The organism is Aeromonas sp. S13(2024) (genome assembly GCF_041402405.1).
Taxonomy (GTDB): Bacteria; Pseudomonadota; Gammaproteobacteria; order Enterobacterales; family Aeromonadaceae; genus Aeromonas; species Aeromonas veronii.
On sequence record NZ_JBGLRA010000004.1, the window covers coordinates 230,905 to 250,219 of the forward strand.

General features: G+C 59.4%; 18 protein-coding genes. 9 read left to right on the forward strand and 9 right to left on the reverse strand.

Features of this window, described 5'->3' with window-relative positions; all coding sequences use genetic code 11:
• Positions 1-39 precede the first annotated feature (39 nt).
• A complete protein-coding gene (locus ACB042_RS08640) occupies positions 40-1,518 on the forward strand; it encodes a carboxypeptidase M32 (RefSeq protein WP_371178242.1) in 1,479 nt (492 codons plus the stop codon).
• Positions 1,519-1,637: 119 nt separating this feature from the next.
• Here ACB042_RS08640 and ACB042_RS08645 read toward each other — a convergent pair whose 3' ends face one another.
• The 6 genes from ACB042_RS08645 to ACB042_RS08670 all read right to left on the reverse strand — a co-directional run bounded on the left by ACB042_RS08645 (position 1,638) and on the right by ACB042_RS08670 (position 5,515).
• Positions 1,638-2,039 (reverse strand): VOC family protein, encoded by a 402-nt coding sequence (locus tag ACB042_RS08645; RefSeq protein ID WP_106842329.1) that lies wholly within the window; start codon positions 2,037-2,039, stop codon positions 1,638-1,640.
• 94 nt (positions 2,040-2,133) lie between these two features.
• Positions 2,134-3,765: a hypothetical protein gene (locus ACB042_RS08650; protein ID WP_323935488.1), complete on the reverse strand. Its 1,632-nt coding sequence runs from the start codon at positions 3,763-3,765 to the stop codon at positions 2,134-2,136.
• On the reverse strand, positions 3,762-4,322 hold the full coding sequence (locus ACB042_RS08655) for a prepilin-type N-terminal cleavage/methylation domain-containing protein (protein WP_323935487.1): 561 nt from the start codon (positions 4,320-4,322) through the stop codon (positions 3,762-3,764). The genes ACB042_RS08650 and ACB042_RS08655 overlap by 4 nt, the downstream gene beginning before the upstream one ends.
• On the reverse strand, positions 4,316-4,708 hold the full coding sequence (locus ACB042_RS08660; RefSeq protein WP_323935485.1) for a prepilin-type N-terminal cleavage/methylation domain-containing protein: 393 nt from the start codon (positions 4,706-4,708) through the stop codon (positions 4,316-4,318). The genes ACB042_RS08655 and ACB042_RS08660 overlap by 7 nt, the downstream gene beginning before the upstream one ends.
• Entirely contained in the window at positions 4,705-5,124 is a 420-nt protein-coding gene (locus tag ACB042_RS08665) for a GspH/FimT family pseudopilin (protein ID WP_371178243.1), read from the reverse strand. Before ACB042_RS08665 ends, ACB042_RS08660 begins: the two co-directional genes overlap by 4 nt.
• Position 5,125: 1 nt before the next feature.
• Positions 5,126-5,515 (reverse strand): type IV pilin protein, encoded by a 390-nt coding sequence (locus ACB042_RS08670; protein ID WP_323935482.1) that lies wholly within the window; start codon positions 5,513-5,515, stop codon positions 5,126-5,128.
• A gap of 401 nt (positions 5,516-5,916) precedes the next feature.
• On the opposite strand from ACB042_RS08670, the gene ACB042_RS08675 reads away from it, so the two are divergent.
• A complete protein-coding gene (locus ACB042_RS08675; RefSeq protein ID WP_323935480.1) occupies positions 5,917-7,461 on the forward strand; it encodes an AlkA N-terminal domain-containing protein in 1,545 nt (514 codons plus the stop codon).
• Positions 7,458-7,931: a methylated-DNA--[protein]-cysteine S-methyltransferase gene (locus ACB042_RS08680; RefSeq protein WP_139461154.1), complete on the forward strand. Its 474-nt coding sequence runs from the start codon at positions 7,458-7,460 to the stop codon at positions 7,929-7,931. Before ACB042_RS08675 ends, ACB042_RS08680 begins: the two co-directional genes overlap by 4 nt.
• Before the next feature lie 68 nt (positions 7,932-7,999).
• Here ACB042_RS08680 and ACB042_RS08685 read toward each other — a convergent pair whose 3' ends face one another.
• From ACB042_RS08685 to ACB042_RS08695, 3 genes are all read right to left on the reverse strand, one after another.
• Positions 8,000-9,859 carry a U32 family peptidase gene (locus ACB042_RS08685; RefSeq protein WP_371178244.1) on the reverse strand — a complete coding sequence of 620 codons (1,860 nt, stop codon included), beginning with the start codon at positions 9,857-9,859 and terminating at the stop codon, positions 8,000-8,002.
• A 97-nt stretch (positions 9,860-9,956) separates the two neighbouring features.
• Positions 9,957-10,565, reverse strand: coding sequence for a LysE family translocator (locus ACB042_RS08690; RefSeq protein ID WP_106842322.1), 609 nt, complete (start codon positions 10,563-10,565; stop codon positions 9,957-9,959).
• Positions 10,566-10,692: 127 nt separating this feature from the next.
• A complete protein-coding gene (locus ACB042_RS08695; protein WP_106842321.1) occupies positions 10,693-11,634 on the reverse strand; it encodes a LysR family transcriptional regulator in 942 nt (313 codons plus the stop codon).
• Between the two features lie 226 nt (positions 11,635-11,860).
• On the opposite strand from ACB042_RS08695, the gene ACB042_RS08700 reads away from it, so the two are divergent.
• The 6 genes from ACB042_RS08700 (at position 11,861) to ACB042_RS08725 (ending at position 19,305) form a co-directional block, all read left to right on the forward strand.
• Entirely contained in the window at positions 11,861-12,949 is a 1,089-nt protein-coding gene (locus ACB042_RS08700) for a ketoacyl-ACP synthase III (protein ID WP_021230362.1), read from the forward strand.
• A gap of 254 nt (positions 12,950-13,203) precedes the next feature.
• A complete protein-coding gene (locus ACB042_RS08705) occupies positions 13,204-14,418 on the forward strand; it encodes a methyl-accepting chemotaxis protein (RefSeq protein ID WP_371178245.1) in 1,215 nt (404 codons plus the stop codon).
• Between the two features lie 9 nt (positions 14,419-14,427).
• Positions 14,428-14,796: a response regulator gene (locus ACB042_RS08710; RefSeq protein WP_005338778.1), complete on the forward strand. Its 369-nt coding sequence runs from the start codon at positions 14,428-14,430 to the stop codon at positions 14,794-14,796.
• A gap of 13 nt (positions 14,797-14,809) precedes the next feature.
• Positions 14,810-15,136 carry an STAS domain-containing protein gene (locus tag ACB042_RS08715; protein WP_005358513.1) on the forward strand — a complete coding sequence of 109 codons (327 nt, stop codon included), beginning with the start codon at positions 14,810-14,812 and terminating at the stop codon, positions 15,134-15,136.
• 22 nt (positions 15,137-15,158) lie between these two features.
• Positions 15,159-17,369 (forward strand): chemotaxis protein CheA, encoded by a 2,211-nt coding sequence (locus ACB042_RS08720; RefSeq protein ID WP_144713845.1) that lies wholly within the window; start codon positions 15,159-15,161, stop codon positions 17,367-17,369.
• Positions 17,370-17,379: 10 nt separating this feature from the next.
• The gene (locus ACB042_RS08725; RefSeq protein ID WP_371178246.1) at positions 17,380-19,305 is read left to right on the forward strand and encodes a methyl-accepting chemotaxis protein; all 1,926 of its coding nucleotides are present in this window, start codon (positions 17,380-17,382) and stop codon (positions 19,303-19,305) included.
• The last annotated feature ends 10 nt before the right edge of the window (positions 19,306-19,315 follow it).

Consider the following 19,315-nt stretch of genomic DNA (forward strand, 5'->3'; position numbering starts at 1 on the left):
GGGCGGCATACCATCAGGGACGATAACAAGGACAATCCCATGTCATATCAAAAGCTTGAACAACATCAGCAGCAGATCCACCGCTTTAGCCACCTCGCCGCCATCTGCGGCTGGGATCAGGCAGCCATGATGCCGGAAGGGGGCAACGATGCCCGCGCCGAAGCGATGGCAGAACTCGGTCTGCTGATCCACCAGAAGCGCACCGCTCCCGAGCTGGGCGACTGGATTGCCAAGGCCGAGAGCGAACCGCTCGATGAAGTACAACGTGCCAACCTCGGCGAGATCAAGCGCCAGTGGCAAGATGCCAGCCTGCTGCCCGGTGAGCTGGTCGAAGCGCTGTCACTCGCCGGCAGCAAGTGCGAGCATGCCTGGCGCAGCCAGCGCAAGAACAACGACTGGGCCGGTTTTTCCCCCAATCTCGAGGAGGTGGTGAAACTCTCCTGTGACGTGGCGCAGCTGCGGGCCGATGCGCTTGGCGTGCGCCCCTACGACGCCATGCTGGCGCTCTATGAGCCGGGCATGACCAGCGCACGGCTCGATCAAATCTTCGGCGATCTCGCCAGCTGGCTGCCGGCTCTTATCCAGACCGTGAGTGAACAGCAGAAGGGCGATGCCCTGCTGCTGCCGCAAGGCCCCTTCCCCATCCCGACCCAACAGGCACTCGGCCAGGAGGTAATGGGGCTGCTCGGCTTTGATTTCGCACACGGCCGCCTCGATGTGAGCAGTCACCCCTTCTGTGGCGGCGTGCCGACCGACGTGCGGATCACCACCCGCTATAACGAGCAGGAGTTTGTCTCCAGCCTGATGGGCATAGTGCACGAAACCGGTCACGCCCGTTACGAACAGGGGCTGCCGCGCCATCTGCTGGGTCAGCCGGTGGCCGAAGCGCGCTCCATGGCGATCCACGAGAGCCAGAGCCTGTTTTGCGAGATGCAGCTGGGCCATCATCCCGCCTTCCTCGCGCTGCTGGCGCCACGCATTCGTCACCACTTCGGCGAGCAGGCGGCATTTGCACCGGACAATCTGTCCAAGCTCTACAGCCGGGTCGAGCCGGGCTTTATCCGGGTCGATGCGGACGAGGTGACCTATCCGGCCCACGTGATCCTGCGCTACGAGCTGGAGCGCGATCTGGTGGAAGGGAAGATCGAGGTAGCCGACATACCCGAGCTGTGGGACACCAAGATGCAGCAGTGGCTGGGGCTCTCAACCAAGGGCAACTACCGCAATGGCTGCATGCAGGATATTCACTGGACCGACGGCTCGTTCGGCTACTTCCCGAGCTACACCCTGGGTGCCATGTATGCCGCCCAGCTGCGCTTTGCCCTCGAAAAAGAGCTGGGCAGCATGGGTGAGGTGATCGCGGCGGGACGCCTGCCGGAGATCTTCGGCTGGCTCGGACGCAACATCTGGTCACAGGGGAGCCTGCACAGCACCGACGAGCTGGTGCGCCGCGCCACCGGTGAAGCGCTCAACCCGCACTGGCTGCGCCAGCATCTGGAACAGCGCTACCTGAAGTAATGAGCGCAGTAAGCTAACAGCAGAACGGGGCCCTTTTTAGTTGACCACTACAGGGCCCCGTTTTTATGGCGGTGCATGGCATAGCACGCCGCCACCACCATGCTGTAAAAAGAGAAAATTCAGAGAGGATCAGGGGAACCCAGCAACTCGCGCAGTTGCAGGATATTGCCCTCAGGGTCGAAGGCGTTGCGCACCACAAAGCCGGGCCCCGTCCACTGCTGTGACAACAAACCGCCGCCGAGATCCGCCGCCTTCGCTTCTGCCCAGGCGAGGCTGGAGACGGTGAAGAACAGCTTGATGGCCCCCTCTTCCCGCAGTGCTGGCGGCCGCTTAATAACGACTTGCCCGGCATAAGGCTCGGGAATGGCGTGGATGAGCAGCTGGATATCGCTGTTTTCCAGCACTACCAGCTGCTCATCCTGACTGCAGACCACCATCTGCAGCAATGTACGATAAAAGTGGGTCAGCAGGCCCGGATCCTTGGCATAGATCAGGGCACCGGCGCGAGCGGGGCCTGGCATGGAGCTCTCCTCAACAGTGAACGGCTGGGTGGACAGATCTCCACCTTCTCACAGTTGCGCGCCCCGTTCGATCCTTTTCAGCGGCTCACCAGCCTCACTGCACAAAGTGCCACTGCCGCAGTGCCAGCGTCGGAGGTGGCCCCTGATCGTCCCCCAGATCTGCCATGCCCAGCGCCTCGTCATAGTGCACACCACCTGCACCACTCTCGGTCAGGTGTTTTGCCCGCACCGCCCCGTACAGACCGCCACTTCCGCTGATCTTCATCTCGGTCAGCGGGGCATAGAGAGCGGCATAGAGCGGCGTATTGCCCGACAGCTTGACCCCATCCTTGCCGCTATACGCGGAATAGAGGGAGATAGCAGGCGTACCGCCAGCGGTCAGCCCCTGTTTGGCTGCCGTCACCTCGGCACCGGCCCCGAGATCGACCTTGCCGCTGACGATCAGGGTCAGGCTGCTCCCCTCGCTCACCGTCAACTTGTTGCTGCCAGTCATGGTGAAATCCTTGTCGATCAGCAGAACCACATCCCCCTTGATGGTGAGTGTGGCATCGGCCCCCATATTGAGACTGTCGAGCTGATAAATGGTCTGATCCTTGCCAAACAGCTCCCCCTTGCCGGGTAGCGGCAGCCCGGGCTTGTGCTGGTTGCTGCTGGTGACCGAGCCAGTGGCAGGATCCGTGGTCAGCACCATCTGCTGGGTGGCGCCCAGAGTCAGCGGGCCATTGATGGGCAGTGTGGCAGGGGGGAACGATTTGGGCAGCGCGACCACATTGAGCGGGTCACACACCTGCCCGGCCACGGGTGGCAGCTTGGGGTGAGTGCGGTATTGGGGATCCAGATACTTCTGATGCTTGGCATCAAGGAATGCCCCCTTCCCACCATAGTTCAACTTGTCGCCAGCAATGCTTGTGCCATGACCCATAGAGACATCACCATTGATCGCAACAGCTCCGGCAATATGCCCCCCTTGCAAGGCAAAATTTCCACTCCCGTTCACGCTGCCCTCAACCCTGACAACCCCATCAGAGGGAGAAATGGTGATATCGCCGCCAGCAAGTACATTACCCGCAACAGGTGAAGAGCCGTTCAAGGTCACCGAGCCGGTCGCCCGCACATCACCCCAGATGGGGGAGTGCCCGGCGAGCACTACATTGGCCTTGTCGCTGACAGTCGCCACCTTGGCGTTTTGCCCCTGATTAAGAGTCTCGGAAACAGACTCCTTGTACGCCCCCTTGCGCGAGTCGTAGCTGTCGATAAAACCGCTACCGGAGAGGCTTAGCCCTTCGCATGCCACCACCGAATCCTGAAAGATGAGATTGCCGGGCTCACGCTTGAGGGCAAACAGGGCATTAAGGCTGGCATTTCCCTCCAGATAGCGGCCATGGCTCTGCAACGCCAGCTTGCTGCCAGCGGAGGCATCCAGCTGATCTATGCTGAAGCGGCTGCCCGCCATGGCCCCTTCGCCCTTGCTTGGCACCTTCTGCACCAGTTGAGCCCACTCTATCCGTGGTTCAGCGCCAAGGGCCTGATGCAGGGCTCGATAACTCTCGTTCATCCCCTGTTCGGCACTGAGCTGTGCATTGATCTTCTTGTGAAAATTGCCGCTCAGGCGAGTCTGCAACTGGTTCTCCTGAATGCTGGTAAACACCAGCAGACTCGACAGCAGGCTCACTACCAGCACCACCAGCAGTACGGCTCCCCGCTGCCCCTGCAATCCCTTGTTCATCCCGCTCCCCCTACTGTGGCGTTGGCACCGGATGTGGCCAACGCTGCTGCCCAGACCGCCTTGCGGCGGGCCACCTGCACCTCTACTCCCGGTGCCAGATAGCTAGGCAGCCCTTCGGGCAAGATGCGGATATTGACCAGTGCACCCTGCTGGCCGAATTCAAGATCCTGAAGATGGGTCAGCAACAGGCGCGGGCCATCCCCATCATCGCAACTGAGTACCGGCGGCGTGAAGCGGTACTGCTCGGTAAAATCGGCGGTTTTCTGGTGGCCAAGGCAGGAGAGCACCTGATTGCCCTCCTCTACCTTGAAGGCCAGCGTCAGGCGATCAGGGGTCACGTCTATCAGCTGATCCGCCTGCTTGATGCTGTTGGTAAAGGTGAGAGTGGCAAAGCGCAGCACTTCGTTCGCCTGCTCCAACGCCTTGCTCTGCTCGACCGTGCTCTTGATCGGTGCGTAACCGGCAAAAATCGCCAGCATCAGCATCAGACCGAGCACCATGGAGATCATCAGCTCGACGAGACTGACGCCTAGTTGCCGTGAAGGGACGCTCAGCATAAAGGCGGAAATCCTGCGTTCAGCTCCACTCGCTTGGCGCCGGAGATCCGCTCATCCTGCCACTCGATAGCGACCACAAAGTTGTCGCTATAACGGTTCGGCAGCACCAGCCGGTGACCCTCGTGCAGGGTGAAGCGGGCAAGAAAATCGGCCTGGGTGAACCGCTCGGGCTTGCGCTGCACTTCACACAGCGAACTCCAGATCTGCTCCACGCTGTTGCTCGCCTCGATCGTAGCCAGGGTGCTCTGCAAGCTGTAATGCGCCTGCTGCAACGAGACCACCTGCCCCTTGGCGAGACCGAGAAACACCATCACCGCCAACACCATGGAAACCATGATCTCCACCAGATTGAAGCCCTGCTGGCGGGCAAGTGCGGCGTTTCTCATGAGCAGCTCCCTTGCAGCAGCTGGCCGCTCGGGGCCACGCAGAGCACCCGCTGCTCACCGAGGCGATTGGCCAGAATGATCTCGGCGTGGCTGCTGCTGCCGGTTGGCGCGATCTGGATGGGGTCAAACGACTTGATCACCACGCCGCCACCGGGAGCTGATGCCTGACGCAACCGCTGGCTGTCGGCCATCACCTCCCAGCCACCGTTCTCGGTGCCCTGCAGTACCACCGGCAGGGTCAGCTTGACCGCTTCGCTGCGGGCAAAGCGGTAGGCTGAAGCGAGTTCGGTCGCGCTGCGATCGAGCCGTTCGGCCGCGAGGCGCTGACTCATGGAGGGCAACCCGACCAATAGCAAGATGGTGGCGATGCCGACCGTGATCATCAACTCAATCAGAGTAAATCCGCGCACATTCATCTTATGATCCCCAGCAGTCATGGCGATTGGCCGCGCGATAACCGGTCTGATCGAGGGTCAGAGTGCCGCACTCATCCTGTTGTCGCGTCGTTGGAATGGCTTTGAGCAGGTAGTCGCCAGCATCTTGCTGGCTGTAGCTGAACTGGTAGAAATCCGTGTTGGAAGGGGTGGCAAACGTGTTGGGATAACGGCCCTGCTGGGTATAAATACGCTCGAGGGCGAGCGCCTGCTCCAGCAATTGCTGCTGCGCTTCGTAACGACGTCCCTGTTGCAGATAACCCTGATACGCTGGCAACGCGATGGCCGCGAGAATGCTGACAACCGTCATGGCGATCAACAACTCGATCAGACTAAAGCCCCGGCAATGGCGCCATGCCTTACAGTCGTTCACTTATCATCCTTGGCAAGTGTTGTTGTTATTGGTCGGCCTAAGGCCGCAGATGTGATGACTTAATAATCATCAAAAATTAACTGACTCGATTGAACAACACAAAATCACCACACTCAATGTAAAAAAGATAGTTATGTGATCTGTTATTAATTTTTAAGCAGTTTTCACCGCCACTAATCTCGCCAAGCAAATAAAGCTAGGCCAATCGACATCCGTTATGCCCCCTTCTATCGAGCCGCGACATATGGACAACAACGGAGCGAAGAGTGAAACCCAACCGTGCAATAAAAGAGCAAAAAAACCTTTGGCCAATTTTTGCTATCCCTGTCCGTTTCTGGCTAGTCACGGCCTCCGCGCCCCCTTACTCTCTTGCCATCTATTCCAGCAAAGCTGCCAACACCATGAATGCAAAGCACAGCCCTGAGTCGTCACCGGATGAGGTGATCAACACCCTCAGCCGCGAGCAGTGTCACGCCGCACGGCTCGCCCGCGATGCTCGCTTCGATGGCCGCTTCTTTACCGGCGTGCTCTCGACCGGCATCTACTGCCGGCCTGTCTGCCCGGCACGGCCACCGCACGAGCACAATGTGCGCTACTTCCAAAGCGCCGCAGCTGCCGAGCAGTATGGGCTGCGTCCCTGCCTGCGCTGCCGCCCGGAGCTGGCCCCCGCAGCCCGTGGCGATCTGCCGGTTGAACTGGCTCGCCTGCTGGCGCGTATCGATCGCGGCGAGCTGGCAGACAGCACGCTCGCCGAACTGGCAGCGGAGAGCGGTATCAGTGAGCGCACCCTGCGCCGCCAGTTCGAGGCATACCTTGGCGCCTCACCAAAACAGGTGGAGCATACGCGCCGCCTGCTGCTCGCGAAACGGCTGCTGACTGAAACCGGGCTGCCCATTACCGACATCGCGTTTGCCGCCGGCTTTGCCAGTATCCGCCGCTTCAATGACGCCTGGCTCAACGCCTACGGACTGGCCCCGCGCTCCCTGCGCCAGCAGGAGCAGCACGCTGACGCGCCAGAGCACATGAGCGCGCAGCCGCGCGGCGCAACCCTGACACTGGAACTGCCCTACCACCCCCCATATGACGTGGCGGCCATGCTGGCGTTCTATCGGCTCCGGGCGATCCCCGGGCTGGAGCAGGTGGATGGTGAGGTGTATGAGCGGCGCTACCGGGTCGGTGATCAGGTCGCGTTGGTGCGTATCGCGCAGGGCAAGGGGCATAGCCTGCAGCTTACCGTCCATGATCTGCCGCTCGCAGCACTGCCCGATCTGCTCTATCGGGTGCGCCGGATGTGGGATCTCGATGCCGACATGCAGCGGATCGGTGATCTGCTCGGTCAGGACCCGCTGCTCGCCCGCTTGCAGGCGCGCTGGCCCGGTGTACGGCTGCCGGGTGGCTGGGACGAATACGAGGTGATGCTGCGCGCCATCGTCGGCCAGCAGGTGTCGGTCAAGGGAGCCATCACCATACTCGGGCGACTGGTGGCCCGCACCGAGGCGCAATTCGGGGTGGCGCAACTACCGACCCCCGCCCAGTTGTGCGAACTCGATCTCGACGGCATCGGCATGCCCGGCAGTCGCATTCGCACCCTGCGCGGCGTGGCACAGGCGCTGGCCAGTGGCGAGCTGACCCTCACGACAGCCAGTGACGAGCAGTTGCTGGCGCTGCCGGGCATAGGCCCCTGGACGGTCTCTTACTGGCGGCTGCGCTGCGGGCTAGATACCGATGCCTTCCCCGCCTCCGATCTGGTGCTGCAAAAGGCGCTCGGAGGCGGTGCCAAGCTGCCGGTGAAAGAGGTGTTGGCGCAAAGCGCCGCCTGGCAACCGTGGCGCAGCTATGCGGCCAGCTGGCTGTGGCACGCCATGAGCGAAGCGCCCGATTTGCTGCTCCGTGCCACTGGCAACGAACAACAGCCAGATACCCAACAACAGGAGATAACACCATGATCCGCTACGATATTCTGCCGACCCGCTGCGGCGATCTGCTGGTCGCCATCAATGAATCCGGTCTGGTGCACGTGGACTTTGTGGCGGGCCTGCGGGCACTGCCCGATATGAGTGGCTGGCAGCAAGATCACGAAGCGCTGGCTCCCTTCCTCGCCGAATTTGACGCCTATTTTGCCGGTCGCTTGCAGCGCTTCTCCCTGCCCCTTGCCGCCCGTGGCACCGCCTTTCAGCAGGCGGTATGGCAAGCGTTGTGCGACATCCCCTACGGCGAGACCCGCAGCTACAGCGATATCGCTCGCACCATCGGCAAACCCGATGCGGTGCGGGCAGTGGGCGCGGCGAATGGCCGCAATCCGCTCTCGATCATCGTCCCCTGCCATCGGGTGATCGGCCAAAACGGCAGCCTGACCGGCTATGCGGGGGGATTGGAGATTAAAAAAGCACTGCTGGCGCTGGAGAGGGGCAATTAAAGGAGTCTGAGTAGAGCACCTGCGATAAAAAATTGCCCCTTTTCCAGATGGAGAAAGGGGCTCATTGATCAGCGTTTCAGGCTGCCCATCACATGCATTTCGCAGCGGTTACAGTCAAAACGCAGGCGGAAGGAGTCTTTACCCATCTTGAGTTCCAGCGGCTCGGCCTTGAGACCTGGCACCTCGTTCGGACAGAGGTTCTGGCTGTAGCGGATGCAGTGCTTGGTGATCATCAGCACCACTTCCCGCTCCTCCTTGTTCGCCTCATAGGCGGGAGCAATCCGCTCCACCCCGTGTTCGCGGAAGAACTGCTCGGCCGCGCTGTTCAGCACATTGCCAAGGTAGGAGAGACGGTGCTGGGGATAGTTGATATCCCGCAGGGCGATACGTCGCTCGGGGCGCTGGTAGCTGGCCACGCGTGCGGCCTCCAGCGCAGCGATGCCATCCCGGCGCAAGCCATTGAGCTGTGATGCGGCGATAAATAGCGGGTGAGTGAATGCCAACTCAATCTTGCGCGCCACAAACAGGGTATTGCCGAGCTTGCCAAGTTGATCCCGCGCCTGTTGCAGCGCCCGCTCCGGATTGTCGGCAGGTTGTTTGTCACAGGGAAGCGTCACCACGGCACTGATGCCCTGCTCGTCGGTGAGCGTGAGGCTCACGCCCTCATCGCACTCTGCCAGCACCATATCGACCCGGATACGGCGATCCGCGCTCGCCTTCTCCAGCATCTTGCTGAACGCCTGATCGTGGTTGCGGTAGATTTCTGTCCCCACCTTCAGCCCCGGCATGCGTTCTGACAGGAGTAACTGCTTACCTTCGACTTTGTTGAGACGCATCCCCACCAGCTCGTTATTCGGCTTGAAGAAGCCCAAACCGTCGCCGTTGTTGAGGGTGACCTGTTTGCCATCAATCTCGATGCCGTCACGGGTCACCTTGGTGACACGCCCCAGCGGTTCGCCCACATATTTCGGGCTTTTGGTGGAGTCGATCCCCTGCTGGCGACCATGGAGGAAGTAATCGGTGCTGCCGCGGTTGAAGCTCTTTTTGGGGTCAGGCGTGAAGCTGTAGCTGCAACGGCCAGCAGAGGCAGCCACCAGATCGGAGCGACTATCGAGAATGGCGTCCAGCTTCTGGCGATACCAGGCGGTAACGTTTTTGACGTAGTCGAGCCCCTTGAGTCGCCCTTCAATCTTGAAGGAGCGGATCCCCGCCTCGATCAAGGCCTCCAGGTTGTCTGTCTGATCCATATCCTTGAGCGACAGCAGGTGGCTGTCGGCCACCAGCACTTCACCGTCCGGCTTTTGCAGCGAGCAGGGCAGACGGCAGAGCTGGGCACACTCGCCACGGTTGGCGCTGCGGCCGGTACGGGCATGGCTGATATTGCACTGGCCGCTGTAGGAGACACAGAGCGCGCCGTGGATAAAGAACTCCAGCTGCACATTGGTCGCCGCGCTGATCTCGCGGATCTGCGCAAGAGACAGTTCGCGCGCCAGCACCACCTGAGAGAAACCCACATCCTGCAGAAACTTCACCTTCTCCGGCGTGCGGTTGTCGGTCTGGGTACTGGCATGAAGCGCGATGGGTGGCAAATCCAGCGCCAGCAGCCCCATATCCTGCACGATGAGCGCATCTGCTCCTGCTTCATAGATTTGGTGGGTCAGCCGCCGGGCCTGCTCCAGCTCATGATCGTGCAGCAGGGTGTTGAAGGCGACAAAGACCTGGGCGCCGAAACGGTGGGCGTGGCGCGCCAGCGCCTCGATATCCTCGATGGAGTTGCCCGCCGCACTGCGGGCGCCAAAGGCCGGCCCCCCCATGTAGACGGCATCGGCACCATGGTTGATGGCTTCGATGCCGTAGGCGAGGTTCTTGGCCGGAGCCAGCAGCTCCAACCGGTTGTTGTTACTTAACGGGTGCTTGTTCTGGTGCATGGTCTCGGGATCAGGGCGGACAGCAAATGGGCGCTACTCTAGCCCATTCACCACCCGCATGCCTTGATCCCGCTTAAGGTATCCACAAAATGCAGGATTAGATAACCACCTTGAGTGCCAGTCCCAGCAGCACCAAGCCACTCACCTTATCGATCACAAAGGATTTGGCTTTGAGCCACGCCAGTACGGGACCACGAGAGAGCACCAGCGCCACCAGCACGTACCAGACGGCATCGATCCCGCCAGCGGTGAGCATCATGATGCCCCCTTCGCTCCAGCCGGTATCGGCCCGCACAAACTGGCTGAACAGAGCGATGAAGAACACCGCCAGCTGGGGGTTAAGGAAGGCCACCATAAAACCTTCAAAGGCCCCCTGCCGACCGCGCAGTTGATGCACCTCTTCATTCCCTTCGTCACTGGTTGGTTTTGCCAGCAGGGCTTTCACCCCGAGCCAGGCAAGAAATGCGGCGCCGCCGTAGCGGATCAGATCAAACAGGATAGGGGTCTGGGTGATCAGGATGGAGAGGCCGAGCGCCGTGACCAGCGCATAAATACCAACCCCGAGACCGTGGCCGAGCGCGGTGGCGACGCCGTGCCCCTGCCCGCCCTGCACCGTGTTGCGAATGATCAGCGCCAGACTCGGCCCCGGGCTGATGGCCCCCATCACGCAGATTGAGGCCAGTGCCAGCCAACTCGTCAGTTCCATGCTTTTCCTCTTTTGCGCTCGATATAATGACCTGCACTCAGGGTACGGGCTGAGCCATTATGCCAGTAGTGAAAGTTATGAATAGAACCCATAACCCATGGCTATAGCGCCACACAACTGACTGGGGCTAACCACCGAGATCGAGCTGCTTGCGACTCTCGCCGACGGTACGTTGCAGGTGATCCCGCAGGAATGGGTAGGCCAGCTCGCGAAACCAGCGGTGGGCCGGATCCTGATGGTGGCGCTGATGCCACAGCAGATGATACTGCTGGTCGCGGGTAGCAAATGGCAGATCGACAAAGGTGAGCTCATGGCCGCAGGAGAGCTGCCAGGCGATATGGGCCGGGGTTGTCATCAGACAATCCGTACGCAGCAACACCTCCACTGCGGCCTGGAAGAATGGGACTCGGGCAAACCAGCGCCGACGCAGTCCCTGCGGCGCCAACACCTGCTCAACCGGACTGTCTTTGTCGCCTCCCCCGCTAACCTGCAGGTGAGGCCAGGCGAGATAGTCATCGAGACTCAGCGCCTTGCCCGCTAGCGGGTGATGACGTCCCATCAACACAGCCAGCCGATCTTCCCCCTGATGCAGACCACGGATCTGATCCGGTACCTGCTCGGTGATGGTGGAGACCAGATCTAGCTCGGACTGCCACAACAACGGCAACTGGCGCTTGTCCCACAGGCTGTACTCCAGCGCCGCCAACGGCGCCTCTTTGGCGAGCGCGGCGCAGATATCTGGCAGAATATGCTGGGCAACATAATCAGAAGAGGCGAGCCGAAATACCCGCTCGCAGCGGCTCGGGTCAAACCCGGGCGCCTCGTAGAGCCGCTCCAGCGCACCGAGAGAATCCGCAAGCTGGGCGGCCAGCGCTTCGGCCCGTGGCGTCAGCAGCCAGCGTTGCCCCTCCCGCACCAGCAACTCGTCGTCAAACTCGCTGCGCAACTGGGCAAGCTGCTTGCTGATGGAGGGCTGGCTCAGGTGCAGCAGCTCGGCGGCGCGGCTGATATTGCGGGTTTCCAGCAGCACCTTGAGGGTCGGCAACAAGTTGAGATTGGCTCTGAGCAAGGAGATCCCCTCATCGGTGGCGAAATGCCTATCTTAGGGCAGAGGAGTCCCGCGTTTTAAGCAAAATTTCCTGCCATGTTCAGCACGTTGCAGCCCTTTGCGACCAGATGGCACAGCGGATCCCCCCGCACATAACCATGACCACAAGATGACAGTGGTTGTCTCGTACGGCATAATTGCACGATTTTCCGCCCGCGGGCGATCCACTTTGAGAAGCGGTAACAAGATGAAATACGCCAATATCACCGGCTGGGGCAAATGCCTGCCTCCCTCCGTGCTGACCAACGATGACCTCAGCACCATCATGGATACGTCAGACGAGTGGATCTATCCGCGCACCGGCATCAAGGCCCGCCGGATCTCCCATGTCAGCACCTCGGATCTCGCCACCCTGGCCGGTCGCCGTGCACTGGCCTGCGCAGGTCTGGAAGCGAGCGACCTCGATGGCATCATCCTGGCCACCGCCACCCCGGACAACCTGCTGCCAAGTGCCGCCTCTGCGGTGCAGAAGAAGCTCGGTGCCGTCAATGCCGCCGTGTTTGATCTCAATGCTGCCTGCACCGGTTTCGTCTATTCCCTCTCCGTCGCAACCTCGCTGGTGCAGACCGGCATGATGAAGAAGGTGCTGGTGATCGGCGCCGAGCGCCTCACCTACCTGCTGGACTGGGCGCGCCGCGATACTGCCGTGCTGTTTGGCGATGGTGCCGGTGCCGTGGTGATCGAGGCAAGCGAACAGGAGTGTGGCCTGATCGCCAACAAGCTGGGCTGTGACAGCGAAGCCCGGGAGATCCTGCACGTACCGAACTTCGGTACCGATCGGGTGCGTTTTGCCGATATCGATGGGCTGTTCACCTTCAACTTCGAAGGCCCGGAGATCTTCAAACGCGCCGTGCGCGGCATGGGTGAAGCCACCAGCACTGTGCTAGCACAGGCCGGTATTGCGCCGGAGCAGGTCGACCTGATCGTTCCCCATCAGGCCAATATCCGCATCATCGAGACCCTCGCCAAACGGATGAATGCGCCGATGGAGAAGGTGATGGTCAACATCGAAAACTATGGCAACACCTCCGCCGCCACTGTGCCCATCGCCCTTTGCGAAGCGCTGGAGCAGGGCCGCGTCAAGCCGAACTCCTATCTGCTGACCGCCGCTTTCGGTGCCGGCCTGACCTGGGGGGCCGCCATCATCAAGTGGGGCGATCGCGTCACCCCTATCAAGGCGTGCGATGCCGAACTGCCCCCGTGTGACAAGAGCGCGCTGGAACTGATTGCCCACGCCGTGGAAGGTTGCCAGAAGGCTCACGCCAACGAGGCGTGATCCTCATCAGGAGCCTGAATCCTCAGGCTCCTTCTCTCCTTTTCATCCCCACCTAGCTCTGCCCCCCCACCTCGCAAGCCGCTTGATACGGCAATCGCTGATACAAACAACTCCGATTTGCAGCCAATTAATTTTTTTCCGCTAACCTTATTGTGCCAACTATAAATAAAGAAAAGAGCGTCAAGGGGCTCCATGACTGTTTCGGTCCTGCGCCTTTACCTCTTACCAAATAATTGCACAGGGATAAGCTACGTATGGCACAACACAAAAGTGGCGTGAACACACCGCTTTGGGAACCGGTTTGCTGGATTTGCTGCATCGGGCTTGCTCTGCTGAGCTGCCTGTTGCTGCAGCTTGCCGATGCGCTGTCACCTCTCTATCTGCTGCTCAATGTGCTGGTTGCCATTGCAGCCGCGCTCTGGACATCGAGTCACTTCCACCAGCACACACACCGACATCGTGCCGGAGAGGAACAAACCGTCGCAACCGATCCTCTCGCCCACTCCATCATCGGGCTCGAACAGGTGTGCGAGAAGGCACTCCCCATCTGGTCCCAGCAAATTGAAAGCTCTCGTCAACAAACCGAAGCCGCGATGATTGACCTGACCCAACGCTTCAACGGCTTGGCCAACAAGCTGGAGGAAGCAGTCAATGCTTCTCATCTGGCAGCCGGAGAACTGGGTGATGCCAATTCCGGTGGCATGGCAGGAGTCTTGAGCGAGAGCCAGCAGCAGCTCAATGAGGTAGTGGCCATCCTGCACTCCGCCCAGGCCAATCGGGACGCCATGCTGGGTGAGATAAAAAGCCTGACCACCTACACCATAGAGCTCAACACCATGGCCATGGATGTGGCCAAAATCGCCTCCCAGACCAACCTGCTGGCCCTCAACGCAGCCATTGAAGCGGCTCGTGCAGGGGAAGCAGGCCGTGGCTTTGCTGTGGTCGCTGATGAAGTGCGCAACCTCTCCCGCCTCTCCAGCGAAACCGCCCAGAAGATGACCGACAAGGTAGACACCATCAATACTGCTATCGGCCGCGCATTCCAGATTGCCGAAAATGCTGCCGCACGGGATCACGCCTCGGCGCTCAACTCGGAGCAGACAATCGAACAGGTACTGGCCCGTTTTCGCCATGCCACTGACAGCCTGGCAGAATCCGCCTCCTTGCTGCAAAACGAGAGCACCGATATCCATCGCGAAATCTCCAGTGTCATTGTCTCGCTGCAATTTCAAGACAGGGTCAGCCAGATCCTCAGCCACGTCAGACAAAACATGGAGAGCCTCTCCAGCCATCTGGTTGCTTCGGAGCAGAGCAGCAATGCGACAGGGCCAATCCAGATCGATGCCAATCGCTGGCTGGCAGAGATGGAACTCTCATACGCCACCGACGAACAGCGCAATATTCACCATGGTCGCACCACCCGTTCTGTCAACGCGCAACCAAGCAGCGCCGACATCACATTTTTCTAGGAGAGAGATATGGGCAAAACGATCCTGATCGTGGATGACTCGGCAACTATTCGCCAAGTCGTGGGCATGACCCTCAAGGGCGCCGGTTATGAGGTCATGGAAGCCTCTGACGGCAAAGATGCGCTCAACAAACTTGATGGCAAGAAGATCAACCTGATCATCAGTGACGTCAACATGCCGAACATGGATGGCATCACCTTCGTCAAAGAGGCCAAAAAGCTGGCCAACTACAAATTTACCCCTGTCATCATGCTGACCACCGAGTCTCAGGACAGCAAGAAGCAGGAGGGACAAGCCGCGGGAGCCAAAGCCTGGGTGGTCAAACCCTTCCAGCCCGAACAGATGCTGGCCGCAGTCGCCAAGCTCATCATGCCGTGATCCGGAGCGCATCATGCAACTACAGAGTGAGCTACTCGACAACAAGGTAGTGGTGACCATGCCGGACGAGATCACCATTTATACAGTCAGCGAGCTGAAAGATGCCCTCTCGCCCTTATTGCATCAGGGGAACGAACTGGAGCTGAATTTGGCGGCGGTATCCGAGATAGACAGCGCAGGGCTGCAACTGCTGCTGGCAGCGAAGAAAACCGCTCTGCAGCAAGGCTCCTCCTTGGCGCTGGTCTGGCACAGCCATGTTGTGCTTGAACTGCTGGAGCTCTGCCAGCTCTCGGCCTTTTTTGGCGACCCCACCCTCATCACCCATGGCGAACGGCCCTGAGCCACCATGACAAGGAGTCACCGTGAGCATCGATCTTGATCAGGCTTTACAAACCTATATCGCCGAGGCACGCGAGTTGCTTGAAGAGATGGAGTCAGCCCTTCTATCACTGGAATCTGACCCTGACAATAGCGAGCTGATTGGTGCCATCTTCCGTGCTGCTCATACCATCAAGGGGTCGGCTGGCCTGTTTGGTCTGCAACCCATCGTCGGGTTTACCCATATCGTCGAGGATCTGCTAGACCAGATCCGCAATAAGCAGCTCACCGTCACCTCTCCTCTGATTAAGGATCTGCTGGAGAGCTGTGACCATATCCAGACGCTCATCAGTGTCGTTGCAGAACAGGGCAGCACGTTAAGCGAGGGCGATGCCAACCAGGATGAACGGCTGAGGCTCACCCTCACCCGTCATCAGTGCGTCCCCCATGCCACGCTGCCAGATACTGTGCATACGCCGGAACCCAAGATCGAAAAAGAGGGAGGAATTACCAGCTCCGCCTCCCTGTGGCATATCTCCCTGCGTTTTGGCCCCGATGTGCTGCGCAATGGCATGGATCCGGCCGCATTTCTGCGCTATCTCGGCACCCTCGGAACCATATGTTCAGTGGAGACCATCCATCAGGCGCTACCGGATTGGGAACAGTTCGATCCGGAGAATTGCTACCTCGGCTACGAGATAGACTTCGACTCGCAGGCAGACAAGGCGGCCATCAGCGATGTCTTTGAATTTGTCAGAGATGACTGCCAGATCACCATCTTGCCACCCCACAGCAAGATCGCCGAGTTCATCAACCTGATCGAGTCGCTGCCGGAAGATAGCGCCATGCTGGGGCAGTTGTTGGTCAACACCGGCGCCCTGACTGCAGAGGAGTTAGCCAGCGGTCTGCAGGCACAACAAGCGACCCCGGCAGAACAAGCGCCCAAACTCGGAGAAATCCTGATTGCGCAGGGTGCCGTCAACGAAGCCGTCGTCGATGCCGCCCTGAAAAAACAGAATCAGACCAAGGAGAGCAAGAGCAAAGAGGGCCGTTACGTCAGGGTACATGCCGACAAGCTGGACGATCTAATCAATCTGGTCGGGGAGCTGGTAGTCGCCAGTTCAGGAGCCAATCTGCTGGCCCAACGTACCCGCGAAAGCCAACTGCAGGAAGCCACCTCAGTCATTGCCATGCTGGTGGAAGAGATCCGCGACAGTGCACTGCGCCTGCGAATGGTGCCTATCGGCGATACCTTCAACCGCTTCCAGCGGGTGGTGCGCGATGTCAGTCAGGAACTGAACAAGGATATCACTCTGGTAATCTCCGGAGCCGAGACTGAACTGGACAAGTCGGTGGTAGAGAAGATCGGCGATCCGCTGATGCATCTGGTCAGAAACTCGATGGATCATGGCATCGAATCGGCAGAGCAACGGCTGCTGGCAGGCAAACCCCCCCGTGGCACCCTGAATCTCAATGCCTATCACGACTCCAACAGTATCGTCATCGAAATTCGGGATGACGGCGCAGGTCTCAACAAAGCCAGGATCCAGCAAAAAGCCATCGAGCGCGGTCTGATCAGCCCAACCACCACGCTGACGGATCAGGAGATATACAACCTGATCTTCGAGCCGGGGTTCTCTACCGCCGAGGCGATAACCAACCTCTCCGGTCGCGGGGTGGGCATGGATGTCGTCAAACGCAACATCACTGCCCTGCGCGGCACGGTCGATCTGGACAGCATCCCGGGAAAAGGAACCCGTGTGCAGATCCGCCTGCCGCTCACCCTTGCCATCATCGACGGCTTCCTGGTGCGAGTCTGCGACACCCACTACGTCATTCCACTCGATATGGTGATCGAGTGCGTTGAATTGACCCAGAGTGCACTGGCCGATACCCAGGGTCGTAATTACATCAATTTGCGTGGCGAGGTGCTGCCCTTTATCCGCCTGCAACACTACTTCGATACCAATGGCAGCAAGGGGCGGCGCGAGAACATTGTCGTGGTCAGCCACGCAGGCAAAAAATCCGGACTGGTGGTGGATGAACTGCTGGGAGAATTCCAGACCGTCATCAAACCGTTGGGAAAATTGTTCCAGCGCCTGCAGGGCATCAGTGGCTCAACCATTCTGGGGGGGGGAGAGGTCGCCCTGATCCTCGACATTCCTTCGCTGATCCAGCACGCAATCACTCAGGAATCCTGTCAGCTCAACAGGTTGACAGTGTCGCGCAACCTGCCTCAATCCAGCATCAACTGAGGGGACCATCATGTTAAAAAATTCCACCATCAAATTGCGTCTTATCGTACTGCTCTGCATGCTCTGCCTGCTGCTGCTGGCCGTTGGCAGCCTCGGGTTATACAACATGCAGAGCAGCAATACCGGGTTGCAGCGCGTTTACAACGACAGGGTGGTTCCCCTCAAGCAGCTGAAGACCATCTCCGACAGCTATGCCGTCTCGATCATCGACAACCTCAACAAGGCCAATGCGGGGCTGATCCCGGCAGAAGAGGCTTTGAAACAGATACAACAGGCACAGCAGACAATCAAAAACGAGTGGCATCACTACCAGTCCACCACTCTCACACCAGATGAACAGCGTTTGTCAGCCGAGGCGACAACCCTGTTCAACGCGGCCGATACCGATATTGGCAAGCTGGAGAAATACCTCGCCACCCAGCACGGCATGATTACTGGCATGCTGAACACTTTTGACGGTGCCCTCTATGGCTCCATCGACCCGATAGGCAACAAAATCACCGAGCTGGTCAACCTGCAGCTCAATGTGGCCAAGTCGGAATATACCGCAGCGCAATCCTGGTATGACGTGATGCTGATAACCATGGCGGTGGTTATCGTGGTCGGCATTGCACTCGCAGCCTGGTTTGGCACCCTGCTGATCAAAAGCATCATCACCCCCATCGAACAGGCTCTGCGCGTGGCCAATAGTCTGGCCGATGGCAATCTGGATGTATCGATCCAGATAGAGTCCAACGATGAAGCGGGTCAGCTCTTGATGGCGATGGATAACATGGTCAAGAAACTGGGAGCCTTGATCACGGATATCGAAACGCTGGTCACTGCCGCTGTCGAACAGGGCGACTTCAGCCACAAGATTGCGCTGGAGGATCGTCAAGGATATATCAAACGGGTATCCGAGCTGCTGAATCGCCTCTCCCATGTGACAGATACCAGCCTGGAAGATGTGATGCGCATTGCCACCGCGCTCTCCAAGGGGGACCTGACCCAACGGATCGATGAGCCCTACCCAGGAATTTTTGGCCAGACCAAAGACGGCCTAAACCGGACCATCACTGCGCTGACCAATATCATCGAAGAGGTACGTAACGCCGCCGACAACCTGACCAATGCCTCCAATCAGGTGAGCAATACGGCGCAGGCATTGAGCCAGGCCACCAGCGAGCAAGCGGCCAGCGTTGAAGAGACCAGCGCCTCTATCGAGCAGATGAGCGCCAGCATCAATCAGAACACCGAGAACGCCAAGATCACCGACAGCATGGCCAGCAACTCGGTGCTGGAGGCAACCGAAGGGGGCCAATCCGTTCAACAGACGGTGACCGCCATGCAGCAAATCGCCAAGAAAGTCAGCATCATCGACGACATTGCCTACCAAACCAACCTGCTTGCCCTCAACGCCGCCATCGAGGCGGCTCGCGCCGGAGAGCATGGCAAAGGCTTCGCGGTGGTTGCTGCCGAGGTGAGAAAACTGGCAGAGCGCAGCCAGATCGCAGCGCAGGAGATTGGCGAGCTCTCCTCCGACAGCGTAAGCAAGGCAGAGCGGGCTGGCAACCTGCTGGAGAGGATCGTTCCCTCCATTCGCAAAACCTCTGATCTGGTACAAGAGATCAATGCTGCTTCCGGGGAACAGGCCAGCGCAGCCAACCAGATCAGTCTGGCCATGAACCAGCTTAATCAGGTGACACAGCAGAATGCGGCCAGCAGCGAGGAGCTGGCGGCCACGGCCGAAGAGATGAGCTCGCAAGCCAGCGAACTGCAGCAAACCATGGCCTTTTTTGCTCTGGAGAAAAGTGCGCAGCTCAACACCAGGCCCAATGAAACCGGCCACAAGGGCATGCCTCCCAGAGGCAGTTTCATCGCCCCCCCACAACGGGCCAGCCAGCCCAATCAACCATCATCCCATTCCATTGATGACGCGGATTTTGTCCGCTTTTAACCGGAGGCGA